Annotated in this window: 24 protein-coding genes; 12 read left to right on the forward strand and 12 right to left on the reverse strand. The window is 57.5% G+C overall.

All coding sequences use genetic code 11. The features are described from left to right. The first annotated feature begins 28 nt into the window (after positions 1-28). Together ACR0DH_RS14590 and ACR0DH_RS14595 are read left to right on the forward strand one after the other, a co-directional pair. Positions 29-379 (forward strand): hypothetical protein, encoded by a 351-nt coding sequence (locus ACR0DH_RS14590; protein ID WP_480549991.1) that lies wholly within the window; start codon positions 29-31, stop codon positions 377-379. Positions 380-510: 131 nt separating this feature from the next. Beyond that, positions 511-1,308, forward strand: coding sequence for a class II glutamine amidotransferase (locus ACR0DH_RS14595; RefSeq protein WP_480549989.1), 798 nt, complete (start codon positions 511-513; stop codon positions 1,306-1,308). 10 nt (positions 1,309-1,318) lie between these two features. On the opposite strand, the gene ACR0DH_RS14600 is transcribed toward ACR0DH_RS14595, so the two are convergent. The 3 genes from ACR0DH_RS14600 to cobD are packed head-to-tail and all read right to left on the reverse strand — an operon-like array spanning position 1,319 to position 4,369. After that, the gene (locus ACR0DH_RS14600; RefSeq protein ID WP_480549987.1) at positions 1,319-2,482 is read right to left on the reverse strand and encodes a lytic murein transglycosylase; all 1,164 of its coding nucleotides are present in this window, start codon (positions 2,480-2,482) and stop codon (positions 1,319-1,321) included. Between the two features lie 10 nt (positions 2,483-2,492). Further along, the gene (gene cbiB / locus ACR0DH_RS14605) at positions 2,493-3,413 is read right to left on the reverse strand and encodes an adenosylcobinamide-phosphate synthase CbiB (RefSeq protein ID WP_480544974.1); all 921 of its coding nucleotides are present in this window, start codon (positions 3,411-3,413) and stop codon (positions 2,493-2,495) included. Next, entirely contained in the window at positions 3,410-4,369 is a 960-nt protein-coding gene (gene cobD / locus ACR0DH_RS14610; RefSeq protein WP_480549985.1) for a threonine-phosphate decarboxylase CobD, read from the reverse strand. Before cobD ends, cbiB begins: the two co-directional genes overlap by 4 nt. A gap of 183 nt (positions 4,370-4,552) precedes the next feature. Between cobD and ACR0DH_RS14615 the strand changes: the two genes are divergently transcribed. After that, entirely contained in the window at positions 4,553-4,915 is a 363-nt protein-coding gene (locus ACR0DH_RS14615) for a response regulator transcription factor (protein WP_353013332.1), read from the forward strand. Here ACR0DH_RS14615 and ACR0DH_RS14620 read toward each other — a convergent pair. Continuing rightward, a complete protein-coding gene (locus ACR0DH_RS14620; RefSeq protein WP_480549983.1) occupies positions 4,897-5,886 on the reverse strand; it encodes a glutathione S-transferase family protein in 990 nt (329 codons plus the stop codon). The two genes, ACR0DH_RS14615 and ACR0DH_RS14620, sit on opposite strands and share 19 nt — an antisense overlap. A gap of 215 nt (positions 5,887-6,101) precedes the next feature. Here ACR0DH_RS14620 and ACR0DH_RS14625 point away from each other — a divergent pair, with 215 nt between their 5' ends. After that, positions 6,102-6,455: a hypothetical protein gene (locus ACR0DH_RS14625; protein ID WP_170531387.1), complete on the forward strand. Its 354-nt coding sequence runs from the start codon at positions 6,102-6,104 to the stop codon at positions 6,453-6,455. An 80-nt stretch (positions 6,456-6,535) separates the two neighbouring features. Here the strand turns inward: ACR0DH_RS14625 and ACR0DH_RS14630 are convergent, their stop codons facing one another. Next, on the reverse strand, positions 6,536-7,708 hold the full coding sequence (locus tag ACR0DH_RS14630; protein WP_480549981.1) for a MalY/PatB family protein: 1,173 nt from the start codon (positions 7,706-7,708) through the stop codon (positions 6,536-6,538). A gap of 97 nt (positions 7,709-7,805) precedes the next feature. Between ACR0DH_RS14630 and def (ACR0DH_RS14635) the strand changes: the two genes are divergently transcribed. Genes def (ACR0DH_RS14635) through ACR0DH_RS14655 form a run of 5 tightly spaced genes read left to right on the forward strand, consistent with a single transcriptional unit; the run spans position 7,806 to position 10,214 of the window. Next, complete coding sequence (def, locus tag ACR0DH_RS14635; RefSeq protein ID WP_480549979.1) at positions 7,806-8,324, forward strand: peptide deformylase; 519 nt, start codon at positions 7,806-7,808, stop codon at positions 8,322-8,324. Continuing rightward, positions 8,321-8,815, forward strand: a complete 495-nt coding sequence (def, locus tag ACR0DH_RS14640) for a peptide deformylase (RefSeq protein ID WP_480549978.1) — start codon at positions 8,321-8,323, stop codon at positions 8,813-8,815. The genes def (ACR0DH_RS14635) and def (ACR0DH_RS14640) overlap by 4 nt, the downstream gene beginning before the upstream one ends. A 2-nt stretch (positions 8,816-8,817) precedes the next feature. Continuing rightward, positions 8,818-9,732, forward strand: a complete 915-nt coding sequence (fmt, locus tag ACR0DH_RS14645; RefSeq protein ID WP_480549977.1) for a methionyl-tRNA formyltransferase — start codon at positions 8,818-8,820, stop codon at positions 9,730-9,732. 7 nt (positions 9,733-9,739) lie between these two features. Continuing rightward, entirely contained in the window at positions 9,740-9,976 is a 237-nt protein-coding gene (locus ACR0DH_RS14650; RefSeq protein WP_170531378.1) for a hypothetical protein, read from the forward strand. Position 9,977: 1 nt separating this feature from the next. Next, positions 9,978-10,214, forward strand: coding sequence for a GlsB/YeaQ/YmgE family stress response membrane protein (locus ACR0DH_RS14655; protein ID WP_170531376.1), 237 nt, complete (start codon positions 9,978-9,980; stop codon positions 10,212-10,214). A 46-nt stretch (positions 10,215-10,260) separates the two neighbouring features. Here ACR0DH_RS14655 and ACR0DH_RS14660 read toward each other — a convergent pair whose 3' ends face one another. From ACR0DH_RS14660 to ACR0DH_RS14690, 7 genes are all read right to left on the reverse strand, one after another. After that, complete coding sequence (locus ACR0DH_RS14660; RefSeq protein WP_480549975.1) at positions 10,261-10,857, reverse strand: COG3904 family protein; 597 nt, start codon at positions 10,855-10,857, stop codon at positions 10,261-10,263. 65 nt (positions 10,858-10,922) lie between these two features. Further along, complete coding sequence (locus ACR0DH_RS14665) at positions 10,923-11,546, reverse strand: trimeric intracellular cation channel family protein (RefSeq protein ID WP_480549973.1); 624 nt, start codon at positions 11,544-11,546, stop codon at positions 10,923-10,925. Further along, positions 11,543-12,010: a ribonuclease HI gene (gene rnhA, locus ACR0DH_RS14670; protein WP_480544985.1), complete on the reverse strand. Its 468-nt coding sequence runs from the start codon at positions 12,008-12,010 to the stop codon at positions 11,543-11,545. The genes ACR0DH_RS14665 and rnhA overlap by 4 nt, the downstream gene beginning before the upstream one ends. After that, positions 12,003-12,596, reverse strand: a complete 594-nt coding sequence (locus ACR0DH_RS14675) for a class I SAM-dependent DNA methyltransferase (RefSeq protein WP_480549971.1) — start codon at positions 12,594-12,596, stop codon at positions 12,003-12,005. The genes rnhA and ACR0DH_RS14675 overlap by 8 nt, the downstream gene beginning before the upstream one ends. After that, positions 12,593-13,045: a DUF3429 domain-containing protein gene (locus ACR0DH_RS14680; RefSeq protein ID WP_480549969.1), complete on the reverse strand. Its 453-nt coding sequence runs from the start codon at positions 13,043-13,045 to the stop codon at positions 12,593-12,595. The genes ACR0DH_RS14675 and ACR0DH_RS14680 overlap by 4 nt, the downstream gene beginning before the upstream one ends. Then, entirely contained in the window at positions 13,042-13,992 is a 951-nt protein-coding gene (ispH, locus tag ACR0DH_RS14685) for a 4-hydroxy-3-methylbut-2-enyl diphosphate reductase (protein WP_480544988.1), read from the reverse strand. Before ispH ends, ACR0DH_RS14680 begins: the two co-directional genes overlap by 4 nt. Positions 13,993-14,182: 190 nt before the next feature. Next, on the reverse strand, positions 14,183-14,758 hold the full coding sequence (locus ACR0DH_RS14690; protein WP_480549967.1) for a LabA-like NYN domain-containing protein: 576 nt from the start codon (positions 14,756-14,758) through the stop codon (positions 14,183-14,185). 137 nt (positions 14,759-14,895) lie between these two features. On the opposite strand from ACR0DH_RS14690, the gene folK reads away from it, so the two are divergent. From folK to ACR0DH_RS14705, 3 genes are all read left to right on the forward strand, one after another. Then, positions 14,896-15,465: a 2-amino-4-hydroxy-6-hydroxymethyldihydropteridine diphosphokinase gene (folK, locus tag ACR0DH_RS14695; RefSeq protein WP_480549965.1), complete on the forward strand. Its 570-nt coding sequence runs from the start codon at positions 14,896-14,898 to the stop codon at positions 15,463-15,465. A gap of 94 nt (positions 15,466-15,559) precedes the next feature. Then, positions 15,560-15,913, forward strand: coding sequence for a DNA-directed RNA polymerase subunit omega (rpoZ, locus tag ACR0DH_RS14700; protein ID WP_142639234.1), 354 nt, complete (start codon positions 15,560-15,562; stop codon positions 15,911-15,913). A gap of 25 nt (positions 15,914-15,938) precedes the next feature. Next, on the forward strand, positions 15,939-18,071 hold the full coding sequence (locus tag ACR0DH_RS14705; RefSeq protein ID WP_480549963.1) for a RelA/SpoT family protein: 2,133 nt from the start codon (positions 15,939-15,941) through the stop codon (positions 18,069-18,071). Positions 18,072-18,081 lie beyond the last annotated feature (10 nt).

Here is an 18,081-nt window from a genome sequence, read left to right on the forward strand (position 1 = left end):
GTCGGGATTATCGCGCTAACTTTGGTCTATGAAACGCATTCTGATCCCCGCCCTTATCGCTGCCAGCCCGGTCCTTGCCGCCGATTGGCCCACCAAATCCGGTGACGTCCCGCTGTCTTCCGACGAATTGGATGCTTTGGCAGGCCAAACACTGACATTTTATGATGACGGTCAGGCCAGATTTTCGGCAGGTGGGGCGTATTCCTACACCTATTCCAGCGGCGACGCGGCCTTTGGGACATACTCCATCGCTGAAGATGGCAGTGTCTGCATCGCCTACCGCAATGGGTTTGACCGGTGTGATCTGTATGTGCGCAATGGCGAGCGATTGATCCTGATTGATCAAAAAGGCGATCGATATCCGGTGAGACCGAATTAATTGACCCGCTTTTGCCTTCTTGGAAGATCATTTGATCGGAAGAAGAGGAAATTCGTAAGGCAAAACCGAAAAAAATCTGCGCACTGCTTTGATAGTCTTCCCTCAACTCGAATGGTGAAGAAAGTGATCAGATGTGTCGGTTTTTGGCTTGGGTCGGCAAGCAGCGATATCTTGATGAACTGGTGCTGGAGCAAGAGCAATCTCTTGTCATCCAAAGCCGCAATGCCCTGATTGGAAAGACGCCGATCAATGCGGATGGGTTTGGCCTTGCTTGGTATTCAGACCGAAAAGTGCCTTGCTTTTACAAAGACACGCACCCGGCCTGGTCGGACGCCAACCTGAAACAGCTGGCGCATCATTCACGGTCACGGCTTTTTCTGGCCCATGTACGCGCCTCTACTGGGACAGCCACGTCCCGGAACAACTGCCACCCTTTTGGCGTCGATCGCTGGAGCTTTATGCATAATGGTCAGGCGGGCGGGCATGACCTGATACGGCAGGAACTGGATGCTATGATTCCAGCGCATCTATACGGGCAGCGGTTTGGGGCCACAGAAAGCGAAGCCATTTTCTTGATCGCGCATGGTGAAGGGCTGGAAACGGATCCGATTGGTGCGATGGCACGCGCCGTTGCGCGGGTGGAACAGGTATCCAGTCAGCAAAGAGTATTGCCGTATATGAGGTTCGCGGCATGCTGGTCAGATGGCGAAAGCGTATACGCAGCGCGCTATGCGTCAGACAAATACGCGCCCAGTCTGCACTACCGAACCTGTACGGACGGCATCATCATCTCATCCGAGCCGTTGGACGGAAACAATGAGGGTTGGATCGAAATCCAACCCAATACGGCGATTGAGACCGAGGGGGCCTTGGTCAAGACACACTCGTTCAGGCCGTTCGAGGCCTTAGATCAGGTCGAGGTTGCCTAAGGATACCCTGTTACAGCCGGTTCAGTAGGTCCGCGGTTGGCCACGCATCCGCAGGTAGCCCCAGCCGCTTTTGCTCGGCCTGTACCGCGGCGCGCGTACCCGCGCCCAGAATGCCGTCGATCTTGCCGACGTCATAGCCTTTGGCCTGCAATTTGGTTTGCAGCTGTTTCATCTGCGGGCCCGATAATCCCGCAGGAGGGTTGCCTGCGTCATAGATTTGACCACCTTCAAGTCGGGTGCCGAAATAGGCAGCAGTCAGTACATAGACAAAGCTCTGATTCCATTCGAAATAGACGTCGAAATTTGGATAGGCGAGAAAGGCAGGCCCTTTGTGCCCCTGTGCTAGGATCAGCGAGGCGGGCAGGTTGGTCAGAGACCCGCTGCGCGCCTGAACGCCCATGGCTTGCCATTCCGCGACCGAGCGTGGTTTGCCAGGGCCAGACAAAGACCAATCCATCTGGGCAGGCACTGTCACCTCTTGCAACCAGGGCTGGCCCGGTTGCCAGCCCAGATGTGACAGCATCTTGCCACCGGACACCAACGCATCGGGGGCCGATGTTTTTAGGGAGACCTTGCCATCGCCATCGCCGTCGACGCCATTGTCCAGAATGTCTTGCGGGAGCATTTGCACCATGCCGATTTCACCTGCCCAGGCCCCGGTGGTACGGTTCGGGTCGAAGTTACCCTGGCTGAACAGCTCGATTGCCGCAAAAACCTGCGGTCGGAACAATTCAGGGCGGCGGCAATCATGGGCCAGGGTGACCAGCGCGTTGCGGGTGTTGAAATCGCCCTGAACCGCGCCGTAGTCGGTTTCGAACGCCCAGAAGGCCAGCAAAACGCCCCGTGAAACGCCGTATTCGCGCTCGATCCGGTCAAACACCGCGTCGTATTTGCGCGACATGGATTGCCCCCGGTCGATCCGGTTTTGCGAAATCAGGCGGCGTGAGAAATCGATGAAAGGTTTCTGAAACACCCCCTGAGCCCGGTCAGCGCGTAGCACCGCTGGGTCCTGTTGGACGCCTTGAAAGAAGGCATTCACCGTGGCCTGATCAAAGCCCTTTTGCGCGGCTTCGGATTTCAGCCCGTTTACGAATTGGTTGAAACCGCCACCGCATTGGGCAAAGGCAGGTGCTGCAAACAGGGCGGCGGCGAACAGAGAGGGCAACAAACGCATCGGATGTCCTTCAGAAAATAAACGTGATCCCAACCCACACTGACAGAAGGCCGAGTGCAAGCCCCCAGACCCGCCACAAGATGGTACATGCGCGGAAAATCTCCTCAGCTCCGATCTCACGCTCGGCGTTTCCGTTTACCCAGGCCAGATCGCGGAGCTGTCCATCATAGCTGCGCGGCCCAGCCAATGCGATGTTCAGGGCCCGCGCCATTGCAGCCTCAGGCCATCCCGCATTGGGCGAGATATGGCGGCGCGCATCTGCGATGATCTCGGACCAGCGGGACCATTGGCCCGACAGAGCGATGATCATCAGACAGGTCAGCCGTGCCGGGATCAGGTTCAGCAGATCGTCGAACCGGGCCGAGGCCCATCCGAATGCGTGGTGCTTTTCCGTGCGGTAGCCGATCATGCTGTCGGCGGTGTTGACGATTTTGTAGATCAACAGCCCAGGCAAGCCGCCAATCAGGAACCAGAAGGCAGGGGCGATGACCCCGTCACTCAGGTTTTCTGCCGCGCTTTCGATGGCCGAGCGGGCGATTTGAGCCTCGGTCATATCCGTCGTGTCGCGGGATACGATCATGGCGACCTTGGCTCGACCTGCCTCCACTGACTGTTGAAGCCCGTTACCTACGGCTCGCACATGCGAAACAAGTGAGTTCTGGGCCAGAAGGATGGCGCAGATGACTCCTTCGGCAACCGGGCCAAGTAAGGCCAGCGCCCAGCCCAACAGGCCAGCTAGGCCGATCAGTAGGATCAAAGCACCTACGCCCTTCAAGCGTTGATATGGCTCTTGGTTCAGGGTCTTATCAAGCGTGCCAACCGCTTTCCCCATGATCACCGCAGGGTGACGCACGCGGGACCAGAGCCAATCGGGTTCGCCCAGTGCCGCGTCCAGCAGCATGGCGCAAGCCAGCACAAAGGCCGTGCTCATAACGCGTTTTCCAGCCGGCTCCACCCGTCTGATGGGGGCAGTCCAAGGCGCAGATAGGTGTCGGAATAGGGGAAGATGCGGCTCCAGATGTGTGCGCTGGCCAGACGGTCCCGCCAACCTCGTGCGTTGTCGACCTTGTAAAGACGAAACAGCGTGGTGCCGCCGACCAGCTGCGCGCCGCTGTCCAGTAGCAAAGTGTCCAGACGATCGGCGTTGGTTGCCAGTTTCGCGCGCGTCTCTTCGGCCCAGTTCCTGTCTTGCAAAGCGGCGGTTCCCGTTCGCAACGCTGGTCCGGATACCGCCCAAGGACCGGTCAGGTCGTTCAGCCGAGAGATCATGCCAGGCTGACCAATCGCAAAGCCCAACCGCAGCCCAGCCAGGCCCCAGAACTTGCCGAAACTCTTTAGTACAACGACACCTGGGCGGGCGGATAACTGAATCAGAGACGCCTCTGGGCTCACGTCGCAGAAGCTTTCATCAATCACGGTCAAGGGCGCATTGGCATCCTCTTCACGCCAGAGGCGTCCGTCTGGGTTGTTCGGGTGCACCAGAACGCGCGCATCGGCCGACCCGTATTCTTGAACTTGCCAGCCTTGCACGGCAAAGGCAGCAGCATGTTCGTTATAGGTAGGCGTCGTGATTTGCACCCGCCCAACGGGCGCAAGCGCGGGTAGGCGTGCAATCACAGCGGATGCGCCGGGGGCAGGCAGTATATGTGCAGTTTCGGGCACATTCCAAAAACCCCGCGCTGCCTCACAGAGCCGTTCAAAAGCGCCATGATCGGGCAATTGGGCCCAATCTTCGGGTTGGAAGGCTGGCAGGTCATAGGGGTGTGGGTTGACACCGGTCGACAGGTCTATCCAATCGCTTCGGGTGCCGCCATAGTGCTTGATCGCCTGATCCAGCCCGCCGCCATGGTCGCGTTCGGTGCGCGGATTCAACATGTTTTCAGTCATCGCGCCTCAAGCCTCAACCGCCGAATTCGCGTTGCTTCAAGCGGATTTTTGCCGTTTTGACAAGCAAATCCGCGTGATCAGCGCGTGTCGCTGGTGTCGTTAACACTTTGTTAAGGAAATAACGGGATCACAGACCACGGGGGTCGGCACCACTCACCATACCAAGTGCCGAGGTTGTTGCAAATGAAAGTTCTGATTGTTGAGAGTAACCCCGACCTTGGTCGGGTCTGGAAAAGACATCTTGAAAGACAAGGTGCAGATGTTGAACTGGTCACGGGGCAAGAGGCTGCGATCCTCGCGCTCTATGGGACGGCGTTTGACATCATCGTGCTGGATTTGGTGTTGGAAAGCGGCAGTGCGTTGGCGGTAGCGGATTTCGCCAGCTATCGCCGCCCCGAGGCGCGGGTGATCTTTGTCACCAACACCACGTTCTTTTCAGACGGGTCGATCTTTGCCCACAGCCCCAATGCCTGTGCCTATGTGCAAAGTGGAACACCGCCAGAGGATCTGGCGGCGATGGTTGAACACTACGCGGCAGGTCGCTGATCGCGGTCATGCGGCTCCATGTAGTCCAGCACCGGGTTTACCGGGATGATCCGGTGCGGATTGATGCTGTCGTGGCTATAGTGATAGTGGCGCACGATGTGGGTCATGTTGATGGTCTGCGCGACGCCCGGCCACTGATATAGCTCGCGGGTGTAGGCCCAAAGGTTCGGGTAATCGACCAGCCGGCGCTTGTTGCACTTGAAATGCAAGTGATAGACCGGATCGAACCGGATCAGGGTTGTGAATAAGCGCCAGTCCGCCTCGGTCACGCGATCCCCCATCAAATAGCGATTTCGGCTTAGGCGGTCTTCGAGCCAATCCAGTGTGTCGAACAACGGACCTACGGCGGCATCGTAAGCCTCTTGCGAGGTGGCAAAGCCAGATTTGTAGACGCCATTGTTGACGTCAGAATAGATGCGAGCGTTGACCTCTTCGATCTGAGCGCGCATCTCTTCGGGCCAATAATCATCTGTGTTGCCGGTGATCCCGTCGAAAGCCGTGTTGAACATGCGGATGATTTCCGAGCTTTCGTTCGACACGATTGTCTCTTGTTGTTTGTCCCAAAGGATCGGCACGGTAACGCGACCGGAATAGGCGGGATCGGCCTTGCTATAGATCTGATGGGCGAAATCGAGGTCATAGAGGTCATCGCCCGTTGCGCCGTGATTGTCCGTTTCGAACGTCCAACCTTTGTCCAGCATGTCCGGATGCACGACTGAGACGGGGATCAGATCACGCAGCCCTTTGAGTTCGCGGAAGATCAATGTGCGATGTGCCCAAGGGCAGGCGTGAGAGACATAGAGGTGATAGCGATCCGGTTCCGCCTTGAACCCGGCCTTACCAGATGGTCCAGCGCTACCATCAGCCGTTAGCCAGTTGCGAAATTGCGCGGCGCTGCGTTTGAACGCCCCGCCGGTGGACTTAGTATCGTACCAGGTATCGTGCCATGTCCCATCGACTAGCAAACCCATTGGTCATCCTCCGCATTTTGAGTCTGCAGCAAAGATAGGAGTGCAGAGATAGCCATGCCACATCAGCATATGCGCATCTGGCCTGCGCCTTTGCACAGTCAGGCCTGCGATGGCTGCGCAACATTTTGCCACCCGGTCTGGTGTATGTGACGAAGTTCACTGGATTTTTACGCTCGCGTGCCCACAATAATGGATACAAGAGGGGGAATAGTTTGATGAGTACTTATGTTTCCAAGGAGATTCGCGCCGAATTAGATGCCGCTCGAATCGCTGCCCTGAAAAAATCCAGCCGTTTGCGGGTTGAGATGGGCGACAATACCTACAAAATTCTGAAATTGTGGAAAGATGGGTTCACGGTTGAGGCTGCCACCACGCCACGCCTGCGCGGGCTGGTCGATATCTACGACGGGGCGAACCATCTGTACCAGTGCCTGATCATCGCGGATGAGGATGAAGGCGGCGAGATGCGATACGAGTTCAAGCGCAGCACAGCGGCGCATGATAAGGCACCGCTGGATTTCTACCGCGCACCGGACGCACCAATCGCGTTGTTGGGACACGAGGACTAGGGCCTTAAGGCTAGATCGAAGCCGGGTGCTCCGTAAGGAAGTACGCCCGGCTTTGTGTTTTCTACGCAAAAGCAGATCGCTTATTGCAAATCCGAGAAGGCCTCTTTCAGCCGCGCACAGGCGTCCTCAACCCGCGCGCGCTGGGTTCCCAGATTGAAGCGCAGGAAGTTTTCACCACCTGTACCAAAAGTTGTGCCGTGGTTGACCGCGATTTTTGCGGTCTGTTCGACACGGTTGGTGAATTCGGCACGTTCCATCCCGGTTCCCGAGAAATCGATCCAGGCAAGGTATGTTGCTTCCAGCGGCATCGACCTGAGGCCGGGGATGCCCGCGATGGCCGTGTCGAACATCTGGCGGTTCGCGTCGATATACGCGACCTGATCATCCACCCATGCCGCACCTTCTGCCGAATACGCGGCTGCCGTTGCAAATTGGCCGACCGAGTTGGGTGCAAGCGACAAGGCAGCCATACGTTTGGCGAATTTGCCGCGCAATTCAGGGTCGGGGATGATCACTTGACCGGTGTGCAGCCCTGCGATGTTGAACGTCTTTGATGGCGCAGTCAGCATCAGCAAGCGGTCGGTAATCTCAGGGGCGGCGTTTTGCATCGGGATATGAGTGTGACCCGGAAAAACCAGATCGTGGTGTATCTCATCCGACAGGATCAGCAGGTCATGACGCTTGGCGAAATCGGCAACGGCTTGCAGCTCGTCCTGACTCCAGACCCGACCGCCGGGATTATGCGGCGAGCACAGGATGACCATCTTCTCGTTTCCGGTCATCTGTTCGTCATAGGCGTCGAAATCCATCTCATTCCGACCGTTGGTATTGCACATCTCGCATTCAACAACTTCGCGCCCGGCATTCCGGATGACTTTGGCAAAGGCGTGATAGACCGGGGTGAACAACACGATCCCGTCACCCGGGTTGGTAAAGGTGTCCAGGCACATGCCAACCCCGTTGACCAGACCCGTGGTTGTAAAGATAGCATCCGCTTCGACCGCCCAGTCGTGACGGGTGCGCATCCACCAGCGGATGGCGTCCTTATAGGGTTGATCGAGGTTTACGTAGCCAAAAACGCCATGGTCCAGCAACTCGCGCATCTTACTCAACACGGGTGGCGGTGCGCGGAAATCAGCATCGGCGACCCACATCGCCAGGCCGTCATCGGCTGGCACGCCGTAGACCGGCTCCATCATGTCCCATTTGGCGCAATGGGTGCCGTGGCGGTTGATGAGGTCGTCAAAGCTCATGGGTGTCTCCTGTATGATCGCTCTGCAAGCTATCCGGAATTGCAGCACGTGCAAGGGGGGCGTTGCGGCGGCGGGCGCGATGTCCTAAATCAGCCCCATGAAACGCACTATTTTGATCCATCCCGATCCACGTCTGAAAAAGGTTTGCGCGCCGGTGGCTGACCTGACAGACGATTTGCGCAAGCTGGCTGATGATATGCTGGAGACGATGTATGACGCGCCCGGTGTTGGTCTGGCCGCGCCGCAGATTGGTGTGTTGGATCGGCTGATAGTATTGGACTGTGTCAAGGAAGAGGGCGAGGCCCCACGTCCGTTGATCATGTTTAACCCCGAGGTCATTGCCTCCTCCGATGAGACCAATGTCTATGAAGAGGGCTGCCTGTCGATCCCCGAACAATATGCCGAGGTGACGCGCCCCAAGGTTGTGGACGTCGCCTGGATGGATCAGAACGGCAACCCGCAGCAAGAAACCTTCGATGGGCTTTGGGCGACTTGCGTGCAGCATGAGATTGATCATCTGGATGGCAAGCTGTTCATCGACTACCTGAAGCCACTGAAACGGCAGATGATCACGCGCAAGATGCAGAAGCTGAAGCGTGAAAAGGCGCGGGCATGAGCGTTCGGACTTGCCTGCCCTGGCCCGACAAGCGCCTGCGCACCAAGGCCGAAGACGTTGCCGAGATCACAGATGACATACGCGCCATCTGGGACGACATGATCGACACGATGGAGGCGATGCCAGGCGTTGGCCTTGCCGCAACCCAAATCGGTGTGATGCTGCGGTTGGCCGTGGTGGATGGCTCGACCGAGCGGGGCCGGGCGGTGCGTTTGGCGAACCCGGAAATCCTGCATAGTTCAATCGAGATGCGTGAGCATGATGAGGCCAGTCCCAACCTGCCAGGTGTGTCGGCCAAGGTGAAACGCCCGCGTGCTGTAACGGTCAAGTTCCTGAATGAAAACGGGATGATCGACCGCCGCGATTTCGTGGGGATCGAAGCCACCAGCGTGCAGCACCAAATCGATCATCTGAACGGCAAGATGTATTTCGACCGGCTTAGCAAGGTCAAACGCGACATGCTTCTGCGCAAAGCCAGGAAACAGGGGTAACGATGCGCGTCGTTTTCATGGGTACGCCCGATTTCTCGGTCCCGGTTCTGGATGCGCTGGTTGAGGCCGGACATGAGATTGCCGCCGTTTATTGCCAGCCGCCACGTCCGGCGGGCCGCGGCAAGAAAGATCGCCCGACGCCAGTTCATGCACGCGCCGAGGCGCTGGGCCTGGTGGTACGTCATCCGGTGTCTCTGAAATCAGCCGAAGAACAGTCCGCTTTTGCGGCACTGAATGCAGATGTGGCGGTTGTGGTCGCTTATGGGCTAATCCTGCCACAAGCCATTCTGGATGCGCCTGCGCAGGGCTGTTTGAACATCCATGCCAGCCTATTGCCGCGCTGGCGCGGGGCGGCCCCGATACATCGTGCGATCATGTCGGGGGATGCAGAAACCGGCGTCTGTATCATGCAGATGGAGGCTGGGCTGGATACAGGCCCCGTCCTGTTGCGGCAAGCAACACCGATCCAGACCGAAGAGACAACGGCCCAGTTGCACGACCGCCTGTCAGTCATGGGTGCGGCGCTGATCGTTCAGGCGCTGAACCGCCTGTCTAATCTGACGCCCGAGCCGCAACCCGATGAAGGCGTCACCTATGCCTCGAAGATCGACAAGGCCGAGGCTCGGATCGACTGGTCACGCAGCGCTGCCGAGGTTGATCGCCAGATACGCGGCCTTTCTCCATTTCCCGGTGCATGGACCGAGATCGATGGAGAGCGGATCAAGTTGCTGGCCTCACGTTTGGCAGAGGGGCAGGGCGCGCCTGGTGAGGTTCTGAACGATGATCTGCACGTGGCCTGCGGCCAATGCGCGGTCGAGCTGCTGCGCTTGCAAAGGGCAGGCAAAGGTGCGCAGGATCGGGAAACCTTCCTGCGGGGCTGGCCGATCCCGCCGGGCACGCGATTGGCATCGGAGTAGCGCATTCATGTTCATGGTCTTGATGGGTACTGTGGTGATCGCCGGGATCGTTGGATACCTGTCCGAGAAAACAGGCTTTACCCATAATGGCTATTTGCAATCCATCATAATCTGCGTGGGTGGGGCGTTTCTGTTCTACTTTGTGCGCATCATGTTCGGCATCAGCTTTGGACCTCCGGGGTTGGATGCGGTTTTGTCCTCTATCGGCGCGCTGATCATCGTCCCGACCCATTGGAGGAAGTGACATGCCCGTTATCGCCCTGATCATCATCGGTGCCGCTGCGGGCTTTCTGGCCACTCGTTTGATGCGGATCGAATCCGATATCCCTACGACGATGTTGATTGGCATTGTAGGAGCGCTGGTTGGTGGTTTCCTTCTGCGGGCCCTGGCGACGATGATGGGCTGGTTATCTGGATTTGTGGGGGCTGTACTCGGGGCGTTGCTGGTGATCTGGATTTGGCAGGCAATTCGTCGTCGATAGCGAGCTTCTTTGGCCCTATGCTGTCCGAGCAAATGCAATGCGCGTCTTAGCGTTCGTCGCAAACTGTTGCTGAGCTCAGACGAGTTGCGGTGAGACTGGTCATATCGAACCGGTTCGCTTCGGCCGCGGTCATCCAGTGCATGTCTTCAGCCGGGGCAGCTTCGAGCGTGAACCAGTAGAAGTCTTCGTCCACGCCGATATCTTCGAAGTAGTCGAGATAGCGGTCATGTTCGGGGTCATCCTCTGGCAACTCTGTCGCAACCAATCCCCCACCGCTCCAGCTGTGGACACCGACGCACGCGCCAGGTTGCAGAACACGGGAGTTCCCGGCCAGAAAAAGGTCGGTCCCGCCCGATGCGACCAGCCCGTCAGAGGGCACCACCGTAGTCATCCCGCTCTCATGAACAACGCGGCTGAAGATGACATTCGCATCGTCATCGACCGACCCTTCGATTTGCTGCAACACCAGCGTTTTGGCTTGGGGGTTCTGCGCAATCACCTCTTCAAACGCATCCAGAGTGGTGTGATCGATGGTACCGGTCGCAATGATCTGATCCCCTTGGGCGACAAAGCTGACAGGCGTGTATTGCTCGGCGCAGGCGGTCAGGACGGTTAGACCCGTCAAAATCGCATATGCTTTCATCAGTCTTTGATCTCCAAAGTTTGGCAGACTGCAAACAGCCCAAAGATGGTGCGTAGGTATCGAGCTTATTGTCGCGGTGGACGGGCCTTGTAAACCGGTAGTTGCCATCCAAACAGCAAAGAGCCAGCTCTGAGAACCCAGCAAACAAGAGCACATAACCCAAGAGCCAGCAGGCCCTCTAGCCCGAACTTGGTGGCCAAAACCGCGCTCAATGCGCCTGCTAAGGCGCAGGAGACATAGAGTTCACCCTGTTTCAGCACCAGAGGCACCTCATTGCAAACCACATCGCGCATCAGGCCGCCTAGACATCCGGTTGTAACTCCCATCAACACCACGATGATCCCGGATTGGCCCAATGAAAGCGCGGCACCTGTTCCGGCAGCAACGGCGATGGATAGGGCGAAACTGTCCAGCCAGACCAGCCAGCTATATCTGTTTTCAACCAGATGAGCGGTGAAAAACACCAGAACGGCGGCGCTGACTGCGATCAGGATGTAATCCGGCTGACCAACCCAAAAGACAGGATGTCGATCCAGCAGAAGGTCCCGAACGGTGCCACCTCCCACTGCCGTCAGGCAGGCCATAAATGCAAACCCCACAAGGTCAAGCTGCGCGCGGCTTGCAACCAGCGCGCCGGTCAATGCAAAGATCAGGACCGAGGCATAGTCGAGCAGTGCAAGCCCGTTCACGCCTGCGCCTTTTTGGGTTTGAACGGGGCCATGCCGGCGCGGGCCAGTTCATCGGCTTTTTCATTTTCGGGATGACCCGCATGGCCTTTGACCCATTCCCAGGTCACATCATGGCGTTCTTGCGCGGTATCCAGACGTTGCCACAGGTCGACATTCTTGACGGGTTTTTTGTTCGACGTTTTCCAACCGTTCCGCTTCCACCCGAAAATCCAGCCGGTGACGCCGTTTTTGACATAGGCGCTGTCAGTCACGATGGTGATACGGGATGCGCGTTCTAGCGTTTCCAAGGCGCTGATTGCGGCCAACAATTCCATGCGGTTGTTCGTGGTCTCGGCCTCGCCACCGTTTAACTCGCGCTCTTTCAGGACCTTCTCACCCTCGATCGCGCGCAGCAGCACGCCCCAACCACCGGGGCCGGGATTGCCAGAGCAGGCTCCGTCCGTGTAGGCGAACAGTTCAGGCATGGGCGGCCAGTGCGATGTATTCCGAGACCGAGCCGTCAAGTCCAGTACCGCTGCCTCGTCTTCGGTTCGTGATGGTGAAGCCGGCATCTTCCAGATAAGTCTTCAATTCGTCCTCGGAGTAGTAACTGTAATATCGACCCAAACGGTCAGGCCCGTCACCTTCGCCCAGTTTCATGGCGATAAAGAACGCACCACCGGGTTTCAGTGCGCGGTGAATAGCGCTCAGGTGTTTGGGAAATTCTGCCCGCGTGGCATGCAGCAGGCTAAAATTGGCCCAGATGCCATCATAGATGCCCACGACTGTAAGGTCGGAAAACGTGGCTTGTCTGGCCGATACACCGGGGTGTTCCGAGGCCAGTTTCACCATTTCTTCCGATGCATCCATTGCGTCGACTTGTAATCCGGCCTTGGCCATGATTGCAGAGGATGCGCCCGGTCCACACCCGAAATCCAGCACTTTGCCACCGGCGGGCACTGCTTGGATGAACCGACCTAATTGAGGATCGCCCTTATTGTCTTCATTCGTCAGCTCGGCGTAGCGCGTCGCCTGAGCGTCATAGACGGATATGGTGTTGCGGTTGCTCACAGGTAAACTCCAACTGCTAGGCAAAGCAGTACAATCAAGGTTAGCAGAATGCGCAGTCGCATCCACCAGTTGGGGGCCAAACCCCAGTACCAAAAGATGGCATCCAAGACCAAAAGCCCCGCAAAGCCAGCAATCAGATTGTTGCCAGCATTCACAGGCCCGCCACCTGTCATGAAGAAGGCCCAGAGCGCAGGCAGAACAGACAGGGTATACCCCACTGTTGCTCGGCTACCTGATGCTTTGGTTGCAAAACCCCAAAGCACCCCCGACATGAAACTCAGAATGACCGAGCCGTAAAACAGCTGGATATATGGCCCTACGAAACGCGCGCCAAACTGCCGTGAACCCCAAGCGTTCAGATCGCTGTTCAGATAGGTCAATGCGCCCCAGATAAACGGAATCAACCCCGCCAGACCCAAGTACAGCGCGGCCTTGGGCACGCCATTCATGCCGGCTGCCTAAGCACACGGGGCACTTTGAATTCCACGTTTTCCACGGCGTTTTCAGCCAGTTCAACTGTCACGTCATAGCGTTCACGGAAAGCGTCGACGACCTCGTTCACCAGTTGCTCGGGGGCCGAGGCCCCGGCTGTGATGGCCACGCTGGCAATACCCTCAAGGGCGCGCCAGTCGATATCGGGTGCGCGCTGAACCAGTTGCGCATAGCTGCATCCGGCGCGTGAGGCGACCTCGACCAGACGTTTCGAGTTTGACGAGTTCGGTGCACCGACCACCAGCAAGGCGTCTGACTTTGGGGCCACGGCTTTGACAGCTTCTTGCCGGTTCGTGGTGGCGTAGCAGATGTCTTCCTTGTGCGGCCCTACGATGGCTGGAAAGCGGTCCTGCAAGGCGGCGATGACATCTTTGGTGTCATCAATCGACAGCGTGGTCTGGGTCACAAACGCCAGCTTGTCCGGGTCTCGTACCTCGATGTCTGCGACATCTTCGACCGTTTCGACCAACAGCACTTCGCCTTCGGGCAGCTGTCCCATCGTGCCAATCGTTTCCGGGTGCCCTTTATGGCCGATCATCACGATCTGCAGACCGGCATCGAAATGGCGTTGCGCCTCGATATGCACCTTTGACACCAGCGGGCAGGTCGCATCTACAAACAGCATCTCGCGCCTGGATGCCTCAGCCGGGACAGATTTTGGAACGCCATGAGCCGAGAAGATCACAGGCCGATCATCCGGGCATTCGTCCAACTCGGCCACGAAGACAGCACCTTTGTCGCGCAAACCGTCGACGACAAACTTGTTGTGAACGATTTCGTGGCGCACGTAGACAGGCGCCCCCCACTTCTCCAGCGCCATTTCGACGATCTTGATGGCCCGGTCTACGCCTGCACAAAATCCGCGAGGCGCGGCCAGGTACAATGTCAATGGTGGCTTGATCATGTCGGTGTCTCCTTACGGCACAGGTAAGTCTTTTCCCGGCATTGGTCCAGCCGCCAGATCTGTCATCCATCTGACATGAATCGGTGTTAGCCAGCCGGTGTTTGAGCACCAAGCTATAGTTAATGAAGCGCGGCCAGATCAGTGAGCCCTGGCCGCGCAACCTTCTTGGCCCTTTGGGGCCAAATTTCGATCAAGTTCCACTAGCGACTGCGACGCTGCGGGGTTCAGCCGGCATTTCGCGCGGGGGCCGCCCGATTACATCGCGTAGGTCTTCCAGTTCGATAAAGTTGTCGGCCTGGCGGCGGAGCTCGTCCGAGATCATCGGCGGTTGGCTGCGGATGGTCGAGACCACCGAAACGCGCACGCCCTGTCGTTGCAGGCTGGCAATCAGCGGGCGGAAATCCCCATCGCCCGAGAAAAGCACGATATGATCAACCCGCGGTGCCAGTTCCATCGCATCGACGGTAAGCTCGATATCCATGTTTCCCTTGACCTTCCGACGCCCCATGCTGTCGGTGTATTCCTTGGCCGGCTTGGTCACCATGGTGAAGCCGTTATAATGCAGCCAGTCTACAAGCGGACGGATCGGAGAATACTCATCATTTTCCAGAAGCGCTGTGTAATAGAAAGCCCGAAGCAGTTTACCTCTGCGCATGAATTCCTGTCGCAGCAGCTTGTAGTCGATATCAAATCCAAGCGCTTTGGCGGCCGCATAAAGATTGGAGCCGTCGATGAACAGCGCTAGCCGTTCGTCTTTATAAAACATAAATAGTCCCTTCCGGTATAATACAGCGCGGTGAGTGATGTGTGAGTGGGTGTAAAAATGTCGCGCTTTGGTGCCCCTATAATTAGGGCTTTTGTTGGGCATCGCAAGTATGCAGTTGACCGAATATACGGCCTCATATGAGTGATTCTGTGCCAAAAACCATCGTTGCCTTGGGGGCAAATCTCAGTTTGGGACGAACTGAGCCGCACTTGACGTTACGGCAGGCGCTTTCGGCACTTTCGGAGAAGGGGTTGGTGATTCGCGACGTCAGCCGGTTTTTTTCCACACCTTGTTTTCCCGCAGGTGCGGGGCCTGACTATGTGAATGCGGCTGCGTCGATTGAAACGGCCAAGGCTCCGGTGGAGTTGCTGCAGGATTTGCATGCCGTGGAACATGAGTTCGGTCGAGAACGCGCGCAGCGATGGGGCATGCGGACCCTTGATCTGGATCTGATCTGTTACGCGGATCAGGTGTTGCCAGACCGCGCCACTTTCGATCTTTGGCGTGATCTTGATCCGGATCTGCAAGCGCAGTCGGCTCCGGACGAACTGATCCTACCGCATCCGCGCCTACAGGACAGGGCGTTTGTGCTGGTTCCCATGGCCGATATTGCACCGGAATGGCGGCATCCGGTGCTGAACAAGACGGTGACGCAGATGATGGCTGCCTTATCCACTGCAGACGTGACTGAGGTTACGCCACTGTGATTGGTGCAGGGGCAGCATTTCTTGCTTGTCAAGGCGTACAATCGGCCTTAGATAAACCTCTTCCTGACATGGACTCAGTAACGGAGAGCGCCCAATGGCCCGCGTGACGGTTGAAGACTGCGTAGACAAGGTTCCGAACCGGTTCGAACTGGTGATGCTTGCCGCCCACCGGGCGCGCGAGATTTCTGCCGGCGGTCCGATCACCGTTGACCGTGACAACGACAAGAACCCTGTCGTGTCGCTGCGCGAGATCGCCGACGAAACCCAAAGCGCGGATGAATTGCGCGAGCGTCTGATCGAGGCCAACCAGACCCAGATCGAGGTTGATGAGCCCGAAGAAGATCAGATGGCATTGCTGATGGGTGCCGAAACGGACAAGCCAGCCGATGATGACATGTCCGAAGAAAAGCTCCTGCGTGCTCTGATGGAGGCGCAAGGCCAGGGGTAACCCCAGCGATAAAGGTGCGGACCGGATGATTTCAGCAGAAGACCTGATTGCGCTGGTCCGCAATTACAATCCCAAGACAAATGCCGAGCGCATCGAGCGGGCCTATGAGTTTGGCCAGCAGATGCATGAAGGGCAGTTGCGCCATTCTGGCGAGCCCTATTTTACCCATCCCGTTGCCGTTGCCGCCATTTTGACCGAACAGCGTCTGGATGATGCGACGATCATCACGGCGCTTTTGCACGACACGATTGAAGACACCAAAGCCAGCTACGGCAAAGTGGCCGAGCTGTTCGGGGATGAGGTCGCCAAGCTGGTGGATGGCGTCACCAAGCTGACCAACCTGCAGCTTTCTAGCCGCGAAACCAAACAGGCTGAGAATTTCCGCAAGCTGTTCATGGCCATGTCCAAGGACCTGCGGGTCATTCTGGTCAAGCTGGCCGACCGTCTGCACAACATGCGCACGATCAAGGCAATGCGTCCCGAAAAGCAGGTGATCAAGGCGCGCGAGACGATGGATATCTATGCGCCACTTGCAGGCCGGATGGGGATGCAATGGATGCGTGAGGAACTGGAAGACCTCGCCTTCCGCGTTCTCAACCCCGAAGGCCGCCAGTCGATCATTCGCCGCTTTATCACCTTGCAACGCGAAACCGGCGATGTGATCCACCGCATCACCGGTGATATGCGGCATGAATTGGAAAAGGCAGAGATTGAGGCCGAGGTCTTTGGCCGCGCCAAGAAACCCTATTCAATCTGGCGCAAGATGCAGGAAAAGGATCAGGGGTTCTCGCGGCTGTCCGACATCTATGGGTTCCGCATCATCACCATGACCGAAGAGGATTGCTATCGCACGCTTGGAGCAATCCATCAGCGTTGGCGCGCGGTGCCTGGGCGGTTCAAGGATTATATCAGCCAGCCGAAATCGAACGGATACCGCTCGATCCACACCACCGTTTCGGGCCGCGATGGTAAGAGGGTTGAGGTGCAGATCCGCACCCGTCAGATGCATGACGTCGCCGAAACCGGGGTCGCAGCGCATTGGTCGTATCGGGATGGTGTGCGCACCGAAAACCCGTTTGCCGTGGACCCGGCCAAGTGGATTTCGAACCTGACTGAACAGTTCGACAACGAAGAAGACCACGAAGATTTCCTCGAAGCCGTAAAGCTGGAAATGTACTCCGACCAGGTCTTCTGCTTCACGCCCAAGGGCGATGTGGTGAAATTGCCGCGCGGGGCGACGCCGATTGATTTCGCCTATGCGATCCACACCCGGATTGGGCACGCTTGTGTCGGAGCAAAGGTGGATGGCATTCGCGTACCGCTATGGACCCGGCTCAAGAACGGACAATCGGTGGATATCATCACCGCAGATGGGCAGACGCCGCAGGTCACATGGCTTGAGATCGCGGTAACAGGCAAGGCCCGCACCGCGATCCGGCGTGCGCTGCGCGAAGTGGATCGCGAGCGTTTTATTCGGCTGGGCAAAGAACTGGCGCGCTCGGGCTTTGAACATGTGGGCCGCAAGGCGACCGACAAGGCGTTGGACACTGCGGCCAAGCATTTGCGCCTGAAGGATCGTGATGAACTGCTGGCGCGATTGGGCAGTGCGGAACTGACCGCCCATGACGTGGTCGAGGCGGTTTATCCCGAACTGACCAAGGATGAGGGCGATGCGATCCCGATGCGCCGCGCGGTGATTGGCCTGGAGCCGGGGCAGAAATTCGACCGAGCACCTTGCTGTCAGCCACTTCCCGGTGAGCGCATTGTTGGCATCACCTATCGCGGTAAAGGCGTTGAGGTGCACGCAATCGATTGCAATCGATTGTCCGAATTCGAAAGCGAGCCGGAGCGCTGGGTCGATCTGCATTGGCATTCCGGCACTCACCCCGCCGCCTATGGCGCGACGCTTGACCTTACCATCGGCAATGATGCCGGGGTGCTGGGGCGCATTTGCACATTGATTGGTGAGAAAAAGGCCAATATCTCGAACTTGGAGTTTGTTGATCGGAAACCAGATTTTTACCGGTTGCTGATCAATGTTGAGTTGCGTGACCTGGAACAGTTGCATTCGCTTATGCTGATGCTTGAGGCTGAAAGCGATGTCGCCGCCGTTGAGCGGCACAGGGAACAGGCAAAACCAGTTGTTGTGGCTGGTTGAGATGAGGTGA

The organism is Ruegeria sp. I1 (assembly GCF_056532675.1).